21 protein-coding genes, 1 tRNA gene and 1 riboswitch are annotated in these 18,365 nt (G+C 29.1%); of the genes, 14 read left to right on the top strand and 8 right to left on the bottom strand.

The window, feature by feature from the left end; genetic code table 11:
• The first annotated feature begins 21 nt into the window (after positions 1–21).
• Entirely contained in the window at positions 22–543 is a 522-nt protein-coding gene (locus KKC53_06390) for a Mut7-C RNAse domain-containing protein (protein MBU2598774.1), read from the top strand.
• Between the two features lie 26 nt (positions 544–569).
• On the opposite strand, the gene ugpC is transcribed toward KKC53_06390, so the two are convergent.
• From ugpC to KKC53_06370, 4 genes are all read right to left on the bottom strand, one after another.
• On the bottom strand, positions 570–1,667 hold the full coding sequence (gene ugpC / locus KKC53_06385) for a sn-glycerol-3-phosphate ABC transporter ATP-binding protein UgpC (protein ID MBU2598773.1): 1,098 nt from the start codon (positions 1,665–1,667) through the stop codon (positions 570–572).
• Positions 1,668–1,999: 332 nt separating this feature from the next.
• Positions 2,000–2,341 (bottom strand): Asp23/Gls24 family envelope stress response protein, encoded by a 342-nt coding sequence (locus tag KKC53_06380; GenBank protein ID MBU2598772.1) that lies wholly within the window; start codon positions 2,339–2,341, stop codon positions 2,000–2,002.
• A gap of 117 nt (positions 2,342–2,458) precedes the next feature.
• On the bottom strand, positions 2,459–2,881 hold the full coding sequence (locus KKC53_06375) for a type II toxin-antitoxin system death-on-curing family toxin (protein MBU2598771.1): 423 nt from the start codon (positions 2,879–2,881) through the stop codon (positions 2,459–2,461).
• Positions 2,878–3,138 carry a helix-turn-helix domain-containing protein gene (locus tag KKC53_06370; protein ID MBU2598770.1) on the bottom strand — a complete coding sequence of 87 codons (261 nt, stop codon included), beginning with the start codon at positions 3,136–3,138 and terminating at the stop codon, positions 2,878–2,880. The genes KKC53_06375 and KKC53_06370 overlap by 4 nt, the downstream gene beginning before the upstream one ends.
• 316 nt (positions 3,139–3,454) lie before the next feature.
• Here KKC53_06370 and KKC53_06365 point away from each other — a divergent pair.
• The 12 genes from KKC53_06365 (at position 3,455) to KKC53_06310 (ending at position 12,602) form a co-directional block, all read left to right on the top strand.
• Positions 3,455–3,531, top strand: a tRNA-Arg gene (locus KKC53_06365).
• A gap of 167 nt (positions 3,532–3,698) precedes the next feature.
• On the top strand, positions 3,699–5,492 hold the full coding sequence (locus tag KKC53_06360) for an ATP-binding cassette domain-containing protein (GenBank protein MBU2598769.1): 1,794 nt from the start codon (positions 3,699–3,701) through the stop codon (positions 5,490–5,492).
• Positions 5,493–5,548: 56 nt separating this feature from the next.
• Positions 5,549–6,364: an energy-coupling factor transporter transmembrane protein EcfT gene (locus tag KKC53_06355; GenBank protein ID MBU2598768.1), complete on the top strand. Its 816-nt coding sequence runs from the start codon at positions 5,549–5,551 to the stop codon at positions 6,362–6,364.
• Between the two features lie 167 nt (positions 6,365–6,531).
• Positions 6,532–7,101, top strand: a complete 570-nt coding sequence (locus tag KKC53_06350) for an ECF transporter S component (GenBank protein MBU2598767.1) — start codon at positions 6,532–6,534, stop codon at positions 7,099–7,101.
• A gap of 40 nt (positions 7,102–7,141) precedes the next feature.
• Positions 7,142–7,615, top strand: a complete 474-nt coding sequence (locus tag KKC53_06345) for an HIT domain-containing protein (GenBank protein ID MBU2598766.1) — start codon at positions 7,142–7,144, stop codon at positions 7,613–7,615.
• A 194-nt stretch (positions 7,616–7,809) separates the two neighbouring features.
• On the top strand, positions 7,810–7,995 hold the full coding sequence (locus KKC53_06340) for a 4Fe-4S binding protein (GenBank protein MBU2598765.1): 186 nt from the start codon (positions 7,810–7,812) through the stop codon (positions 7,993–7,995).
• 303 nt (positions 7,996–8,298) lie between these two features.
• A complete protein-coding gene (locus tag KKC53_06335; GenBank protein MBU2598764.1) occupies positions 8,299–8,772 on the top strand; it encodes a YtxH domain-containing protein in 474 nt (157 codons plus the stop codon).
• Between the two features lie 576 nt (positions 8,773–9,348).
• On the top strand, positions 9,349–9,543 hold the full coding sequence (locus KKC53_06330) for a hypothetical protein (protein MBU2598763.1): 195 nt from the start codon (positions 9,349–9,351) through the stop codon (positions 9,541–9,543).
• A gap of 54 nt (positions 9,544–9,597) precedes the next feature.
• Positions 9,598–10,578: an ATP-binding cassette domain-containing protein gene (locus KKC53_06325; protein MBU2598762.1), complete on the top strand. Its 981-nt coding sequence runs from the start codon at positions 9,598–9,600 to the stop codon at positions 10,576–10,578.
• Between the two features lie 27 nt (positions 10,579–10,605).
• Positions 10,606–11,376 (top strand): ABC transporter permease, encoded by a 771-nt coding sequence (locus KKC53_06320; GenBank protein ID MBU2598761.1) that lies wholly within the window; start codon positions 10,606–10,608, stop codon positions 11,374–11,376.
• 33 nt (positions 11,377–11,409) lie between these two features.
• Positions 11,410–11,913 (top strand): nitroreductase family protein, encoded by a 504-nt coding sequence (locus KKC53_06315; GenBank protein ID MBU2598760.1) that lies wholly within the window; start codon positions 11,410–11,412, stop codon positions 11,911–11,913.
• Between the two features lie 41 nt (positions 11,914–11,954).
• The gene (locus KKC53_06310; protein MBU2598759.1) at positions 11,955–12,602 is read left to right on the top strand and encodes an MBL fold metallo-hydrolase; all 648 of its coding nucleotides are present in this window, start codon (positions 11,955–11,957) and stop codon (positions 12,600–12,602) included.
• Between the two features lie 34 nt (positions 12,603–12,636).
• Here the strand turns inward: KKC53_06310 and KKC53_06305 are convergent, their stop codons facing one another.
• The 4 genes from KKC53_06305 to KKC53_06290 all read right to left on the bottom strand — a co-directional run bounded on the left by KKC53_06305 (position 12,637) and on the right by KKC53_06290 (position 16,596).
• Complete coding sequence (locus tag KKC53_06305; GenBank protein MBU2598758.1) at positions 12,637–13,089, bottom strand: zf-HC2 domain-containing protein; 453 nt, start codon at positions 13,087–13,089, stop codon at positions 12,637–12,639.
• A gap of 91 nt (positions 13,090–13,180) precedes the next feature.
• Positions 13,181–14,449 (bottom strand): ABC transporter ATP-binding protein, encoded by a 1,269-nt coding sequence (locus KKC53_06300; GenBank protein ID MBU2598757.1) that lies wholly within the window; start codon positions 14,447–14,449, stop codon positions 13,181–13,183.
• A gap of 2 nt (positions 14,450–14,451) precedes the next feature.
• Positions 14,452–15,501, bottom strand: coding sequence for an iron chelate uptake ABC transporter family permease subunit (locus KKC53_06295; protein ID MBU2598756.1), 1,050 nt, complete (start codon positions 15,499–15,501; stop codon positions 14,452–14,454).
• A gap of 12 nt (positions 15,502–15,513) precedes the next feature.
• Positions 15,514–16,596: an ABC transporter substrate-binding protein gene (locus KKC53_06290; protein ID MBU2598755.1), complete on the bottom strand. Its 1,083-nt coding sequence runs from the start codon at positions 16,594–16,596 to the stop codon at positions 15,514–15,516.
• A gap of 188 nt (positions 16,597–16,784) precedes the next feature.
• Positions 16,785–16,963, bottom strand: a riboswitch (cobalamin riboswitch).
• A gap of 451 nt (positions 16,964–17,414) precedes the next feature.
• Between KKC53_06290 and KKC53_06285 the strand changes: the two genes are divergently transcribed.
• Positions 17,415–18,239: a hypothetical protein gene (locus KKC53_06285; protein MBU2598754.1), complete on the top strand. Its 825-nt coding sequence runs from the start codon at positions 17,415–17,417 to the stop codon at positions 18,237–18,239.
• Positions 18,240–18,365 lie beyond the last annotated feature (126 nt).

Raw genomic sequence — 18,365 nt, 5'->3', positions numbered from 1 at the left:
TTAACATTTTTGTAAATTATCATGAAGCAATGTAATCAACAATCTTCATTTGAAAATGAAACCAAAAAGCCAAAATTTATAGCAGATATGATGTTGGGTAGACTTGCCAGGTATCTTAGAATTTTTGGTTATGATGTTTTATATTTTCAAAAAATATCTGATGGGGATCTAGTGAATAAGGCGGAAAGTGAGAGTAGAATTGTTTTAACAAGAGACTCCAGTATGATAAGAAGAAGTCCTTTTAAATATGGAAGAGTGAAATTTCTATTTATCAGGGATGATAAAGTTTTAAAACAGTTAAAACAGTGGGTAAAAGAGCTTAATTTAGAATTAAAGATAAATCTTATCAGATGTATAGAGTGTAATCATATTCTTGAAAAAGTAGATAGAGAAAATGCAAAAGGGAAAGTTCCAGTATACACATATAAATCTACAGAAAATTTTGCTTATTGCTCAAACTGTGATAAGTATTACTGGAAAGGTACTCACTTGAAACTTATGAATAAAAGATTTTCCTTTCTACTTAAAGAAAAAGATAATTAAAAACAATTAAATAATTAATTTATTTTTTAAATGTATGTTTTATCTGTTTCTTTATCAAATATATGCATGTTGGAAAGATCAACAGAGATATCTAAGGGCTGACCTACCCTGGCTCTTGTCTTAGTATTTACTCTTGCTGTAAAGTCAACACCCTCTTTAGTGAAGTAAACAAAAACTTCATTTCCCATAGGCTCAACAACATCTATGTCTGCTTTGAATGTATTTTCCTCCGTCTTTATTAATGTAAATTCTGAATCCTCCAGATTTTCCGGTCTAATTCCCATAATTACTTCTTTCCCCTTTAGTTTAGACTCATCAATCTCTTTACAACATTTTTCAGGTGCCTTTAGTTGAAAATCTCCCTTTCTTAAATGGTAATCATCTGTAACTATTACATCCATGAAGTTCATAGCAGGAGATCCTATGAATCCTGCTACAAATAGGTTAACTGGGTTATCATAAACCTCTTGAGGAGTCCCTATCTGCATAATTAGTCCATCTTTCATAATGATTATTCTGTCACCCATAGTCATTGCTTCAGTCTGGTCATGAGTTACATATACGAAGGTAGTAGCTACTCTCTCATGCAGTTTTGCTATCTCTGTTCTCATTTGAACTCTTAATTTCGCATCTAAGTTTGATAGTGGTTCATCCATCAAAAATACCTTGGGATTTCTAACTATAGCTCTACCCATTGCTACTCTCTGTCTTTGTCCTCCAGATAGTGCTTTTGGTTTTCTCTTTAGCAACTCCTCAATTCTTAATATCTTAGCAGCTTCTTTTACTTTTCTATCAACCTCTGCTTTTGGTTCTTTCCTAAGCTTTAATCCAAAAGCCATATTGTTATAAACATCCATATGTGGATATAGAGCATAATTTTGAAAAACCATTGCAATATCTCTATCTTTTGGAGGCATTTCATTTACTACCTTGTCACCTATTTTGATAATCCCCTCATCAATCTCCTCGAGACCAGCAATCATTCTTAGAGTCGTCGACTTTCCACACCCAGATGGACCTAATAAAATAAGAAACTCTTTGTCTGCAATATTAGCACTAAAGTCCCGAACTGCTATGACATCTCCAAATTTCTTTGATACCTTATCCAGTAAAACTTCAGCCATAATATTTTCCTCCTCTTCTAATTATATCTAAATAATCATATTTAATATTTAATGACGTAGGCCAAGGCTTTAGCCTTGCTTATATATGGAATGCTAAAGTATTATATACAATATAACATAACTTACGGTATGAAATAAAATCCATAATTAAAATATCTTATTATCAATTAAAAATATTATAAGTTAATTATAAAATCTTTACAATATAGCTTGAATTTATATTCTAAAAATTTTTAATATATATATAAATGGTAGTATCAATTCAATCATGTCTAACATTTAATAAACAATTATAAAAATTTGTATTTTTAAATATTTTTATTTAACAACTTTTAGCTCAATTCATATTGTACATCATCTACATATATTTTCACATTTTCAACTTTAACTGATGTTAATTTTTCAACAAAACTTTTTACTTCCTCTTTAACTCTTTTTCCAATTTCAGGAATAGAGCTTAAATACTCAACTATAAGATGGATATAAATATCAACCACATTTCCATCTTTTCTTATTACCTTAACTCCTGAGGTAGGGGGTGTCTTTCTTACCATTCTTACTAAGTCACTAATTATTGCACCATGAATCCTGTAAACTCCTGGTACTCTCATTACTGCACCAGCTGAAATTGTTGATATAACCTCATCAGCAAATTTTGTGCTTTCTTTTTTCAATGTAACTCCTTATTTTAAACATTTGAAACATTAATGTATTGAATTAGTAAAATCCAATATAAGTATAAATTTATTATTACTATTAAAAAATTACAAATGCAATCTTTTAAAAATAATCTACTTATTGAGGTTTATTATATATGTTTTTAAAAATTTCTCTACTGCTTTTACTGTTTCGTTCTTAACTTTTGCAGGACTTTGAGCAACCCATACTGTGAAATTGTACAATTCTTGTGTATCAACTTTAATCCATTTTTTATTTCTATAAAGAAGAACAAACAAAGTAGTCATAGCAATTCTTTTATTACCATTTTGAAAGGGATGGTTTTTAATCATAAGATAAAAAAGAATGCTTGCTTTAGATAAAAGAGTGGGATAAAGAGATTTTCCAGAGAATTTTTGAAAAGGTGTTATTAAACAACTTTCTAAAATATTAGGATACCGTGTTGAAAAATCTGGAATTGGTTCATTAAAGGATAGTGTTTCCTTTGCTAATCTAAAAGCAACATATTCTATATATTTTACAGTGATTATCTTCATCCTCCTCTGCCTAAAAGTTTTAATACTTCACCATACTCTTTAACTGTCTTTTTTACAGCCTTATCAATTTCTTTCTTTTCCTTATCTCTCAATGTTTTACCTTCAATATCAACTATATATTTTTTGGATATAGCAAAATTTCTTCCTATCCTTATTGCCTCTATCTCTCCTTTTTTAACTTTCTTATAAACAGCAATTCTACTTAAACCTAAAATTTTAGCTAACTGAGGAATAGTAATATATTCATTCTCTTTCATAAGACTACCTTTTAATAATATAAAAATATTTAATTAACATTAGTCAATTTAAAATTTTTAGTTAACAACTGTTAACCATTGTAAATAAAGTTAACATAAAAATTTTATTTATTCAAGTGAAATTTTTATAACATTTTTGGGATGGTAATTAATGCATGGTTTAAATATACAAATTGTATATAATAAATGTATATATTAAAATATCAATGATCATTGAAATTTAAAAACTTCTAATAGAGTATTATATACAAAAATATTTTATTAATAATAATTTCACAAAAATACTACCAAGTTTTGAATATTTAATAATCTTTTAGTCCCTGTAGCTCAGTTGGATAGAGCACAGGATTCCTAATCCTGTTGTCGTCGGTTCAAATCCGACCAGGGACTCCACCTTTTTCTAAAATTCTTAATTTATTTATTATTTTCTCTATTCATTCTAAAAATTTCTATTAACCCTAATATAAAAATTTTAATTTTATTAAAATTTCCTATAAAATTTCTATTTAATAAATATGAATTTTTAAACGTTAATTAAAATTTTGAAGTAGGAGTATTTTTTGGGGAAAATTCTAAAAGTATCAAATCTCACATATACATATCAGGGAGAAGATAAACCTGCTATAAGTAATATTAACCTTGAGATAGATGAGGGTGAATTCGTAGTTTTTATGGGTCCAAGTGGGTGCGGAAAGAGTACATTAGCACTATGTATTAACGGAATTATACCAAATGTTTTGGGTGGTAAATTAGAAGGTAAAGTAGAAATTGATAACTTAGATACAAAAGAGCATGAAGTTTTTGAACTAAGTAATAAGGTGGGCATTGTCTTTCAAAATCCAGATAGTCAAATGTGTAACTTAACTGTGAAAGATGAGATATCCTTTGGTCCTGAGAATCTATTGGTTAAAAAAGATGAAATTTTAAGGAGAATAGAGAAATATTTAGAATTTGTTACTCTATCAAGAAAAAAAAATAGCAGTATTTATGAGCTATCAGGTGGAGAAAAACAAAGAGTAGCGATAGCTTCAGTTTTAACTATGAACCCTAAAATGATAATTTTAGACGAACCTACCTCAAATCTTGATCCAATAGGTGCAAGAGGAATAATAAAAGTAATTAAAAACTTAAATATAGAGAAAAATTTAACTGTCCTGCTAATAGAGCACGAAGTAAGTAGCATTCTCTATTTAGCAAATAGACTTATTATTATGGATGATGGAGCAATAATATATGATGGAAATCCAAGATATATTTTAGAAAAATATGGTGAAGATATTTTAGAAAATGTGGGAATTAGGATCCCTGAAATAACACAATTAGCAGTTAGATTAAATAGAAAGGGATTTGTAATCAGTCCCTTCCCCTTAACAGTTAAAGAGGCTGTAGAATCAATTTTAAAAAAGAGAGATAAAATAGAATTTATCAGAAGTTTGAGAAAAGGATCAGGTGAAAAACTAAAAAAGAAAGAAAGGTTGGAACTTGCTAAGAGTCTTAAAAAGAAATTACATTTAAATTTAAAAGAGGAAAAAAGTGAAGAAAAGGCAATTGATGTTAAGGAACTCAATTTTACATATCCAACAGGAAAGAAGGCTGTAAAAAATGTTACTTTTGATATTAATAAGGGTGATATGGTTGCTTTGATGGGTAAAAATGGATCAGGAAAGACGACACTTGCTTCCCTTCTTATAGGATTAAATAAGCCTGACTCAGGTGAAGGTACTATCGCAAATTTAGATATAAATAAGTCATCAATTAATGAACTTTCTAAAAAAATTGGTTATGTTTTTCAATATCCAGAACACCAATTTATTACAAGTTCCTGTTATGATGAGGTTGCTTTCTCATTAAAAAGCGAAAAAATCGAGGCGTCAGAAAAAAAACAGCGGGTAAAAAAAACATTAGAGTTAATGGAACTTTTGGAATTTGCTGAGAAAAATCCATTTAATCTAAGTATGGGACAAAAAAGAAGATTGAGTATTGCTACTATGTTAGTAAAAGATTTAGAAGTTTTAATTTTAGATGAGCCATTTACAGGTCAGGATGGAAAGAATATTTCAAATTTGATGAGTATAATCCAAAAATTAAATAATAATAGTCTAACCATATTAATAATAACTCATGATTTAAATATAGCATCAAAATATCTAAATAAAGTTATGGTTATGGATAATGGTGAACTTGTTTTTAGTGGTGAAACATTTGAACTTTATGATTTCCTTGAAATTAATAAATCAAGATATATAAACACGCCACAGATTTTCAGATTATCAAGACTTTTAAGAGAAATCGGTGAAATAGATATTCCAATAGTTGATGATGTTGATGAATTCATAGAACTTTTTGAGACTTAAAATGAATACAAGTTTGAACTAAATGAATATATATCTCCCTTGTTGAGGAATTAAAAATGAGAAAAGCAATAGTATATTTTAAAGCGAATAGTTTCTTTCATAAGATGGATCCGACTCATAAAATGATCTGGATTATTTTAATATCTATCTTCGCTTTTTTAAAAAATGTAGAACCACATTATTCATCAGTTATAAATCAATTAATTATTTACATTATAGTTATAATAATTGCTTTTACTTTTGGCAAAATAGGATTTTTAAGATATATAAAATCAATGTCTTTATTTATTCCTACAGCACTTTTTATATTAATCTATAAAGCTCTTTTTTACCCATATACTACAACTAAACCGTTTACAACCATTTATGAATTATCTTTCATAAAAATAACCTATGATGGATTATTTGAAGGAATGGGAGTTGCATTAAGAATTTTAATTTTAACTTCTTTATCAATAATATTTATATTAACTACTGAGCCTAAGAGGATGGTGCAGAGTTTAATACAAGTTGCAAAAGTACCATACAGAATTGGTTATACATTATATGCTGCTTTGAGATTTATTCCGTTAGTTTATGAAGAGTATAAAAATATAACAAATGCTCACTTGGTAAGAGGGGTTGGATTCTCAAAAAGGGGTTTATATTCAAAATTAAGTCTTTTTAGAAGCTCTATTTTCCCACTTCTTATGAGTGGTATTAGAAGAGCTCAGGAGGCATCGATAGCTATGGATAGCAGAGGTTTTGGAGCGTATGAAAAAAGAACAATAGTTGATGAAATAAAGGTAAGAACTTTAGATAAAATTTTTATCATTGCTACAATATTTATTTTAATATTCTATATATTTATTCTTATATATTATAAGATTTAATACTTCATTAGATTTATTTTTATCAATTGTTTTGTAGTATACTTTTGAAAACATTTTTTATAGACACGAAAATATGTCTAAAGCTCCAAAGTCTTTATGTAAGATCTTGGAGTAGTTAAATTCAAATATAACAAAAGTAAATTTATTAAATTATAGAAAGGGGATTGATGGAAAAGAAAAGAAGAAAATATTATTTTTCAACTTTTCATTTAATATTGATGGCCATAATTGCGGGAATTGGTGGAGTAATAAATGGTGCTTTTATGTATACTTTTATCCAGCCTTTTAAACCACTTTTTACCTTCTTAGGACCTATATCCTGGGTTCCACTTTCGGGATTGTATGTTGTATGGCCAATAATTGCCAGGCTTTTGATTAGAAAGAGAGGAGCATCAACTCTTTATGGATTAATACAAGGCTTTGTTGAAATGTTAGCTGGAAATAGATTGGGTCCCTGGGCTATTCTTTTTGCAGGAATGGAAGGTCTTCTTGTAGATATTGGATTTGAATTATTTAAGGATAAAGCTAAACTTTTCGGTTCACTTTTAGGAGCTGCTTTAGCAAATTTAGTAGCTGTTGAAATATATTTTTTCCTATTTAAAATGACATCACCTTATGAACTCCTTGTTGGTGGAATTGTAGCAATCATTAGTGGAATAATACTTGCTGGACTTTTAGGCTGGATCATTGTAAGAGCTCTTTATAACACAGGTATAATCAAAGAGAGGAATCCATAAAAAATCTTAATTTTTTACATAATATTAAAAAGGAGGTTTTTTGAAACATCTTTGGGCACCATGGAGAATGGAATATATTTTAAAGGAAAAGAAAGAGGGTTGTATTTTTTGTGAAAAACCCAAGGAAAATCAGGACAAGAAAAACTATATTCTTTACAGAGGAAAATTCTGTTTTGTTATATTAAATGCTTTTCCTTACAACAATGGACATTTAATGATAGCTCCTTATGACCATATTAAAAATATTGAAGAATTAAAGAGTGAGACTTTGATTGAGTTAATGTCACTTTGTCAAAGAAGTATCACAGTTTTAAAGGAAAGGATGAATCCTCAAGGATTTAATATTGGTATCAATATGGGTAAATTTGCAGGAGCAGGTATTTTAGAACATGTTCATTTACATATTGTTCCAAGGTGGGAGGGAGATACAAATTTTATGCCAGTGATTTCAGAAACAAGAGTAATACCTCAGTATCTTTCTGAAACCTATGATCTACTTAAACCTGGCTTTTGAACTACAATTTTTAAAAAATATATCTTGACAAAGTTGGTACCTTTTCTTATATAATTTATAACGTTTTATTTGTTTAGTATAGAATTTTCACTTAAAGAGAATTTAAAAAAAGAAGAAGAAATCATAAATCACGAAAGGAGTTTAAGAATATGTGTGAAGAGAAAAAGTGTTGTGGAAAGAAGTCTGAAAAGAAAATACCTGTAATAAATGAAGAGGAATGTACTGGATGTGAAGTTTGTATTGATGAGTGCCCTAATAATGCACTTGAATTAAACGAAGACGAAATAGCTTTCTTGGCTCGCCCTGAAGACTGTGATGGTGAAGAGGAATGTGGAACTTGCTCAGAAGTATGTCCAATGGAAGCTATTTCATATAAGTAATTAGGAAAAAGTTAACCAACCAAATCTAAATAAATATATTTAACTTAAAGTTGAGAAGTGCACCTGTAAGAGCTGGGGGACTTCTCAGCTATGGAGTTAAATTAATATTAAAAATTTTATAAATTTAGACTTAAATGATTATATTGCAATATAATACAATATAGCACAACTTTTTATTTTTTAACTATTTATTAAAAATTTGTTAAAATTATAATCGAAAGCTAAAATATTAAAACTAATAATAAATTTATGTCAGAAATTTAAAATAATTTATCATGCTTTTAAGATTTAGGAGGTATCAAGATGGAGAAAGAACAAGAGCAGAAAAAAGAGTCTGAAGAAGAAAGAATTGAGCAGGAAGTTAAAGAAGAAGCGAAGGAAGAGATTAAGGAGGGAGTAAAAAGGGAAGTCTGTGAAGAAGCTAAAAAGGAGAAGAAAAGACCCCGAGTTGGTTTGATAACAGGTGTCTCGTTGGCAGTTGGTTCAGCTATAGGAGCTATAATTGGTCTACTTTTTGCTCCAAAAAAGGGTAAAGAAACCAGAGAAGAGTTGAAGAAAAAAGCTGAGAAATGGACAGAAATAGGTAAAGAAAAGTTTGAAGAAACAAAAGAAAAAATAACTCCCGGTATTGAGAGTCTGAAAAAAAGAATTTCAAGTGCAATAGAAGCAGGTGTGGAACAAGCAAAAAAAGTTGAGCAGACAATTCGTGAGAAAGTTGCTGGAGAGAAAGAAGAGGTAGAAGAAGCAGTCGAAGAAGTAAAGTCAGACACTGAATAAATAAAAAACAAAAATAATTATAAAAGCAGTTGTTTGATACTTAAACAAATTACAAGTAAATTATCAGCTCGCTGCTTATTTATGGTAAACAGTCTTACTTGTTTTTTGCAAGTTAGGTAATCAGGTCTTAACATTGCTATTAAAGTTAAGATAACTCTGGAAATCCTCATTAAATTTTTGATTTTACTGGGTAATTAATCCTTTTCAAATCTTTTAATTTATTATTTTTAATATTAACTTTTTTAATACTTCTCCAAATTTAGTAGCAGATGTTTCTTAAAGTTAGAATCACTTCCCTCTCCCCTAAAATCCCCTCCCACAAGTGGAGGGGAATAATAAGAGAAGATCTTCTTACTCCTTCCACGAGGGGAGAGGAATGATAAGAGAAGTTCTCCTTAACCATCTCACCAAGGGAAGGGAGTATATATGTAGATAACTACATTTTTTGGTGAAGAGCTTAGATTTTTTAAAAAATTAATTTTAACAAAAATAATATTAATTACACTTTTTGGAGAAGAGCTTAGATTTTTAAATATACTAATTAATTCTAATCAAACATAAAATGGAGATCTATAAATGACATGTAAACATTTTAGAGAAGATGTAGTACCTTCAAAAGTCACAACAGATGAAAAAACACCACACTGCTTTGGTGAAAGGATAAGTTATATTTGTGATCTGGGTAAATATCCAATTGAGCTTCCTGAAAAATGCAAGGCATTAGGATACGATGACTCTTGTTGGAAAGAGGAAGAGGATAAAGAAAAATAGTAAAATCTTAAAATAAAATAGTTTATAAAATTTCAATTAATAGAAAGAGATAAATTGAGTGTAATTATATCTGTTGAAAAACTTACTAAAAAATTTAAAAATTTAGTAGCAGTTAACCAAATAAGCTTTGAGGTTCACGAAGGTGAAATATTTGGCTTTTTAGGTCCAAATGGTGCAGGTAAAACTACAACAATAAATATGATCTGTACACTACTTTCACCTACAAGCGGAAAGGCTGTTCTAAACGGTCATGATGTCACAAAAGAAAAAAATCAGGTTCGGCAATGCATAGGAATTGTTTTTCAAGATCCAAGTTTAGATGATTGGCTAACAGCTAAAGAGAATTTAGAATTTCATGCTTTAATTTATAATATTAAAAGCAAAACAGCAAAAAAGAGAATTGACCAGATTTTAGAAATTGTTGAGTTAAAAGATAGGAAGAATGATTTGGTGCTTAATTTCTCAGGAGGTATGAAAAGAAGGTTAGAGATAGCAAGAGGTTTAATACATTACCCAAAAGTTCTTTTTTTGGATGAACCAACCTTAGGTCTTGACCCTCAAACAAGAAACAAGGTGTGGGAATATATTAAGGATTTAAAAGAAAGAGAAAATATTACTATTTTTCTTACAACTCATTACATGGATGAAGCAGAGAATTGTGACAGGATATCTATTATAGATATGGGAAAAATTATTGCAATAGATACTCCAGAGAATTTAAAAAAGAAAGTAATGGGAGACATCATCACTGTTGAGACTACTAATAACAAAAACTTATCAAAAGAGATAGAAAATAAATATGGTAAAAACGTATTTTTTTATGACAATAAAATTCAGTTTGAGGTTGACGATTCCGAGAGATTTATACCACAATTCATAAGAGAATCTAGAGAGTATGTACTCTCTATAAGTGCAAGAAAACCGACATTAGATGATGTATTCTTGAGTTTAACAGGAAAAAAAATACGAGATGAATCAGCAAACCCCATGGGTAGAATGAGAACTCATATGAAAATGAGAAGAGGACATCGTTAAAATTTTAATAAGGTTAAGGATATATTAATGCTAAGAGATTTAAAAGGGATATACATAATATGGTTAAGGGATATAAAAAGATTCTTCAGAGACAAGCCTCACCTTATTTCAAGTATTGCAAGACCATCATTATATCTGTTTATTTTAGGAAGTGGACTGTCCAGTGCATTTGGAACATTTGGGGGAAGAGGAGGAGATTGGTATATGGATTTTGTATACCCTGGAATATTAGGAATGATTATCATTTTTACCTCACTTTTTTCAGCAGTCTCGATAGTATGGGATAGGGAATTTGGTTTTTTAAAAGAGATATTAGTTGCCCCAATATCAAGAACATCAATAGTTATTGGGAAAGCTTTAAGTGGCAGTACTCTTTCTCTGTTTCAGGGAATAATCATGCTTTTTTTTGCTCCTTTGCTCCGCATTCAGTTAAATTTTTTTATGGTTGTTAAAATTTGTTTACTAATTTTACTGACATCATTTGCCCTAACCTCACTGGGAATTTTGATTGCATCTAAGATGAAAAGCATGCAAGGTTTTCAAATGATAATGAACTTTTTAGTTATGCCAATGTTCTTCTTATCGGGTGCGATGTTTCCATTAAAAGATTTACCAAAATGGTTAGAATACTTAGTAAGCATAAATCCCCTTAGCTATAGTGTAGATGCTATAAGATATGTAATGTTAGAAGACAAAATATTTTTGGCTCACCCACTTTATATGAATATATTAGTCATATCAATATTTGCAGTAGTTATGATTACATTAGCAATTTTTGTTTTTAATTTAACAGATTAGAAGAAAAGGTTCTTTTAAATTAAAGGAGTAAACATGAAAGAATATCCAGTTTTTAAAACGATACTTAATAGAAGAAGTATTAGAGACTATACTGATGAACATATTACAGATGAGGAAATAAATCAGATTTTAGAAAGTGGTAGATGGGCACCTTCTGCTAATAACTATCAACCCTGGAGATTTTTGATAATTAAAGATGCTAAAAAAATTGAGGATTTAAGCCAATTTACAAAATATGCTAATATCATGCGAAAATCAAAGGTAAATATACTGGTATTTTTAGATAAAAAATTTCAAGGTGATAGAGTTAAAAGTATTCAATCAATAGGAGCATGTATTCAAAATATGCTACTTACTGCACATGAACTTGGAATTGGTACCTGCTGGATAGGAGAAATAGTAAATAGACATGAAAAAGTAGAGAAATTTCTAAATCTTCCAGAGAATCTTGAATTAATGGCTCTTATCACACTTGGAAAAATTCCTTCAAAAAAGAGAGAGGGTAATAGAATACCTCTAAAAGAATTAATAATATAAAATCTAAAGAAATAAATAGTATTTTAGTAAAAAGAGAAGAAATGAAGATTAAATGGTTAGGACATGCAGCTTTTTTAATTACATCAGATGAACAAGTAAAGATAATAACTGATCCATACCAATCTAGTGGAGGAATTAAATATAGACCTATAACCGAAGAGGCAGATTATGTGACTATTAGCCATCAGCATTTTGATCATAGCTATACAAATGATATTAGAGGAAATCCGGTAATTATTGTGGGGTCAGGACTACATCAGAAAGAACATTTTACCTTCAAAGGAATTGAATCTTTCCATGATGATAAAAGAGGAAAACTCAGGGGTGAAAACACAATATTCTGCTTTAATGTTGATGACATAAATATTTGCCATTTAGGAGATTTGGGACATCTTCCATCTCAGGATAAAATTGAAGAAATTGGTAAAGTAGATATTCTTTTAATACCTGTTGGAGGAACTTATACAATAGATGCTAATCAAGCAACAGATTTATGTAAAAATATAAATCCTAAAGTCATATTTCCTATGCACTATAAGACTAATAAAGTGGATCTTCCTGTTACTGATGTAAAACCCTTTATTTCAGGAAAGGAAAATGTAAAGGAATCAGATTCAAGTGAAATAGAAATTACAAAAGAACAACTTCCAGTAGATACAGAAATAATTGTTTTAAAACCCGCACTCTAAACTTTTTTTATCAGGTGAATTTGTTATGTTTATTTTATGCAGCAAATTTATGGGAGGTTTCTGTCTTTTTTTTGTTTTTTTCAAATGAACTTTGTTTTGAAGTTCTTAAATTTTTTCTAATATTTCTTGTTTGATGCCTGATAAGTAAAGCAGTACCAATCAAAAATGCACCTAATGCAAATCTTCTACCAGGTGTTTTTGTAATTTTTTCTAATGTCTCAGTGGTTTTTGTAAGTGCTGGTGTATAGAACTTCTTTTTACCGACTTTACTTATACTTCCCATAACTCCACCAGTAAAAAAATCAGGTGCTTTAAAAATAGTATCTTTTAAACTATCCATCTTAAGTAAGCTTTCTTGAAGAAGATTCAATTTATTTCTACATTTTTCACAAACATCTAAATGATGTTTTACTTCTTCTCTAATAAATAATTTAAGATCCTTATCCAAAAAAGCTGGTAAGTGTTTATCTACTTCAGAACATTTCATTTAAAATTCCTTTAATTTATAAATAATCAGGGATAAAAATATTTCATCAGCAGAAATTCGACGAAATATTAAATAAATATGTTTCATTGAATTACTGTAAAATTTTAAATAGTTCTTCTTCATTATGAACTACAATTGCTCCCTTTTCTATAATTTCTTTATAAATTTTAGTAGCTTCTCCTTTTGTATAATCCCGGTCAGTAATTGGAGATTCCTGTAAAATTATAACTTTTTTCCCAATATTCAGAGCTTCCTCCACAGCCTTAAGATTTGATAGATTTCCGTATCCAAATTCTACATTTGCAAGTATCACATTTTCACATAACTTAATTTCTTCAATATTTTTTTTATAATTCTCTTCACTAATATTTGAAAAAGGTGCCTCAGAAACAATAGGAATTTTAAGAGCCTTTGCGGTCTCATAGTCAGTATCAATTACATTTAGAACACCGCATGTAATAAAATAACCATCAATCTTCAACTTGCTTATCATTGATGAACCACTACCCCCACCACATATTAGATGAACTCTTCTTTTTCCAATTTCTTTTGCTACAAGTTCTTCTTCAAAAAATCTTCTACTTATTGGAGTTGTATAAATTCTATTTGTAATAGGATTTTTCTTAACCACCACAGGTATATCGTAAGTACTTTCTAAAATTTGCGAAGTAAGAACTTCTTCGGTATATCCTATGACAAATACCTCCCCATTTGAAAGAATCAACACTTTAGGACAAAAAGATGCAGCCAAATTTATATCGTGAAAAACAACTATTACTGTAATTTTTTGTTCCTTATTTAATCTTATAATAAGATTCATTATCTCCAGTTGTGAATTAATATCTAAATGCGTTGTTGGTTCATCGAGAAGAAGAATTTTTGGTTGCTGAGAAAGAGCTTGAGCAATTGTAACTCTTTGTCTTTCTCCACCAGATAGCTGAGAAGCATATTTATCTTTCAAGTCATATATTCCTACTTCTTTAATAGAGTTAATTGCGATTTGATAATCAATTTCTTTCTCCCAGAAACTACCTTTTAAATATGGACTTCTACCCATCAAAACAGTATCTAAAACAGTAAAATTAGAACTTGTAATGCTATCTTGAGGAACAACTGCTACTGTCTGATAAAGCTTCTTTTTAGGAATTTCTTCTATATTTTTACCTTGAATAAAGATTTCTCCTGAATCTGGTTTTAGAACACCACAGATTAAACTTAAAAGAGTTGATTTCCCTGAACCATTAGGACCGATAATACCTAATATTTCTCCAGGATTAACAGTGAAGTTTACATCATGTATAACAGGTAAACCATTGTATGAAAAATCTATATTTTTAAGAATTAGATCTGATTTTTGCACTTTTATTTAAAAATTTCCCTCCCCTTCTTCTTCATTAGATATATAAAATATGGAGCACCAATTGCAGCAGTAATAATTCCAACAGGGATCTCTCTTGGTGATGCAATGGTTCTGGCAATAGTGTCAGAAAAAAGTAAAATTATTGAACCTGCCAGAGCTGATGCTGGATATAAAATTCTATTATCAGAACCAACAATTAATCTCATGATGTGAGGTGTAATAAGACCAATAAATCCAATTAATCCCCCAATAGCTACTCCTAATGAAGCGAGTAGAGTAGCTATGATGAGTAGAATTCTTCTTAACTTTTCAGTATCAACTCCTAATTGAGTTGCTCGTGTGTCCCCTAAAGTCAGAATGTTAAGTTCTCTCAAGAAGAAAAAGGTTGTAAAAAAAGTTAAGAGTATTGGTATTAAGAGTACTCCTATTTTATCCCAATTTGCAGTAGTAAATCCTCCTAACATCCAGAAAATTATTTTTTGCATGTCATCTGTTTTGGCAATTAGTAGAAAATAAACTATAGAATTAATTAAAGCACCAATAGCAATTCCCGCCAATATTAGATTACTTATAGGAACTCTCTCACCAAGTTTTGCTAATTGATAAACAGCAAGAACAGCAATTATAGCACCTATAAAAGCCATAATTGATACAGCTGATATACCAAGTAATCCTGTACCTAAACCTAGAAAGAAAGCTATGGTTGCTCCAAGTGATGCCCCAGATGAAACACCGATAATGTATGGATCAGCCATTGGGTTTCTAAATATCCCCTGATATATCACACCAGCAGCTGCTAAGACAAAACCAACCAAAATTGATGAAACAATTCTTGGAAGTCTTATCTGAGTAATTATTGTTTCTTTTTTCAGAGAAACTATTTGATGTGTTTTTATGCTACTTCCAAAATAAGGAATTTTCTTAATTAAAATGCTTAGTATTTCTTTTATTGAAATATTGGCAGAACCAACACAATTAGCTATAAAAATAGCTGCTGTTAAAAGTAATATTAGAAAAATAATATATTTTAGAAGCTTTCCCTTTTTTTTCATATTTTTATTTTTTTAAAATTCAATATCTGGATAAAGTGCTTGTGCAATCTGTTTAAATCCTTCAACTATCCTGGGACCAATTCTTGATACTGGATCATCATCTATAACAACAACTCTATTTTCTAAAACAGCTTTAATAGATGAAAATCTTTCATCATTTGTTATCGTATCTGGAGTTGGAGCTATAAATTTAGGAGCAATAATCACATCTGGATCATGCTCTATTAATTTCTCTAAACTATATTCGAGCCAACCTTCTAGACCATCAGAAGCAACTATATTAATCCCATTAGCATGCTCAATAAAGTCATTTATAAAAGTTCCACTTCCAGTAGACCATATTGGCTCATTTCCAAACATATAAAATACTTTTGGCTTATCCTCTTCTGATACATCAGCTATTAAGCTTTTTATTTCATCTATCTTTTCTTGCATTTCAGAAACTAATTTTTTTGACCTATCAAAACTATTTGTCAATTTACCAATCTCAATGATATCTTCTAATACATTCTCTATGTTATTTGTATCTAAAGTATAGACAGCAATTCCAAAGTCTTCAAATTCCTTTACTGCTTCTTCATTCCCCTTCAATGTTAAAATTAAATCTGGTTCAAGTTCAATAATTTTCTCCATATTTAAGTTATATGCATCTCCAATCTTCTCAATAGATTCAACCTCTTCAGGATAATTACTAAAATTATCTACACCAACTACCTTTTCCCCTAAACCAAGAGCAAATAGTATCTCTGTATTTCCAGGAGCTAAAGATATTATTTTATCTGGTTCTTCTGTTAAAGTGATTTCCTTATCCACATCATCTGTAACAGTTACTGGATATTCAATCTTAAAAGCTTCTTCTTCTGTTTCAGTTGTGGGCTCTTCAGTCGTAGTTACTTCAGGTGTAGGTTCTGTCGTACCTTCAGTAATCTGAGTTGGCTTTTCAAGTACAGCTGTTTCTTGCTTACACCCAAACAATACTGTACTTAAAATAGTAAAAATAGTTACTATTACAGCTAAAGTTTTAAATTCATCCCTTATATCTATCTTGAGCAATTTGGATTTAATTATGTCTCTTAAAATTTTTAAGCTAATCATTTTTTATTTCCTTTCTATCCTTAAATTTAATTTCTTTTAAAAATCCTTTGAAAATAAAATAATTATTTAATTTTGCCCTCCTTTTTACTGTACTACAAAATTAAATTTAATTAACTTTAATAAATTGAAGTTAAAATCTTTATACAATTTTTTCCATAAAAAAATCACCTCTCTTTCCTCGAAGAGTAGCAATTTTAAACATTCAAGTGAGGTATCCTGACTTCTGGTTTTTCGCTTTTTAAGCCTTCCCAAACAAAATGTTCAGTGACATATTTTAAAAAGCAACCCAGTTACAGTGGCGGGACCATATCGGATTTTCACCGATTTCCCTCTTAACTTTTAAGACTTCTTGAATGCTTAATATTTAATTGTAGTTTTAAAAATACTACTAAATATGCTCAATGTCAATAATTTTATAAATTACTTCAAAAAACTAATTTTAAAAATTATACCTCCCTAACCATCCTCATAAAAAGATTGAGCATAGTTAAAAAATTTGAGAACTTATAGGTAAGGCTAAATCATTTCCCTACTTACAAAGATATAAATATTATTATTTAGCTTAATTAATAAATAAAGATTTAAGAAATGAATATAATTAAAGATAGAGTGAATCAAGATAAATTATAATGTGGAATATCCCCTTAAGGTTATATTTATAATTAGGATTAAAGTCTTGACTTACATTTATTATATTTAAAATTTAATTAGCTTACATCTAAAATTAATTACTTGAAATTTATTTGCTTGACAATTCTACTTAAAATATGTAGAATACACGATGTTATCGTGTATTCTACATAAAAGAGGTAGCAAAATTGAAAATAAAAACATTAGGTACAGCAAGCGCAAATCTCATATTAACATTATATGAAAAAAACAAAGTTATTTTTACCATATCAGATGTTGAAAAGATAACAGGATTAAAGAAAAAGTCAGCATATCGCTTTGCAAGTGAATTAATGAAAAGAAAGTTAATTATCCAATTAAAGCCTGGTAAATATTTCATTATTCCACAGGAACTAGGTAAGGAGAGTTTATATATAGGAAATTGGTTTGTAGTAGCAAGAGAAATTGCTAATTCTCCTAAATACTATATTTCTTACTATAGTGCTATGGATATTCACAATATGCTTACTCAACCATTATTAAAAGTTTATATTACTACCCCCAAACAATTGAGGAAAAAAATACATTCGATTGTAAATGTAACTTTTGAATTTATATATTCCAATTCTGAAAAAATTTGGGGCATAGAAGAAGCTTGGGTTACTAATACTGAAAAGGTCAGAGTGAGCGATATAGAAAGAACTATAATCGACTGCTTATATAAACCAAAATATTGTGGTGGTATTTTGGAAATTTCTAAAGGTATCTGGATTCAGAAAGACAATATAAATTTTAAAAAATTAATAAACTATTTAGAAAAATTTGATAAATTTGTAGTCGCAAAAAGATTGGGGTTTATTTTGCAAACTTACAATTTATTAGATAGTAAATTAATAAATGAATTTAAAAAATTTATTAATCAAAAATATTATCTTTTAGATCCTACTATACCAAGTTATCCAACATATAAAAACAGCTGGAAATTAATTGTAAATATTAGCCCTGATGAACTTATTAAAGCAACACGAGCTTAAGAAATAGTATGAGGAAATAATGATTAATCAAAGAATTATAAAATAATTAATTTGGTATATTTTTTAAATACTTATTGAATATAATTTTTGATTATTCATTCATTTTTATTTTATTTCTTTGAAGAT

The organism is Actinomycetota bacterium, assembly GCA_018830725.1.
Lineage (GTDB): Bacteria > Actinomycetota > Humimicrobiia > JAHJRV01 > JAHJRV01 > JAHJRV01.
The sequence above is the reverse complement of the archived record's forward strand: the minus strand, read 5'-3'. Positions and strand labels throughout refer to the sequence as shown.